Annotated in this window: 1 protein-coding gene; it reads right to left on the bottom strand. The window is 34.8% G+C overall.

Annotated elements, in window-relative coordinates:
* Positions 1-523 (bottom strand): carbamoyl phosphate synthase preATP-grasp domain-containing protein (locus FUA24_RS11130; RefSeq protein WP_449441430.1); only part of this gene is annotated, 523 nt, incomplete at both ends.

The raw sequence follows: 523 nt of genomic DNA, 5'->3' as shown, positions 1-523 counted from the left end.
GTTTGCCCACCTAATTGCACAATAACACCTTCTGGTTTTTCATGCTTAATTATGTCATAAATATGCTCCCAAAAAACAGGTTCAAAATATAACTTATCGGCTGTATCAAAATCTGTAGAAACTGTTTCAGGATTACAGTTAATCATTATAGTTTCATAACCACATTCAGCAGCTGCTAAAACCCCATGTACACAACAATAATCAAATTCAATACCTTGCCCAATACGGTTTGGTCCTGAGCCTAAAACTATTATTTTCTTTTTATCAGTTACAACACTTTCGTTATGCGAAAAACGCTCGCCATTGGCTGTTTGCATATCACTTTCAAATGTAGAATAGTAATATGGTGTTTTGGCTTCAAACTCAGCGGCACACGTATCAACAAGTTTATAAACTCTGTTTATATTTAGTGCTTCTCTTTTGCTATAAACTTCGCTTTCTAAACATCCAAGCATATGTGCTATTTGCCTATCGCCGTAACCTTTTTGCTTTGCTTCTAATAAAAGTGGTTTTTCAATGGTAT

The organism is Seonamhaeicola marinus (genome assembly GCF_008085455.1).
Note: the sequence above shows the minus strand (reverse complement) of the source record. Positions and strands in the feature narration are given on the sequence as shown.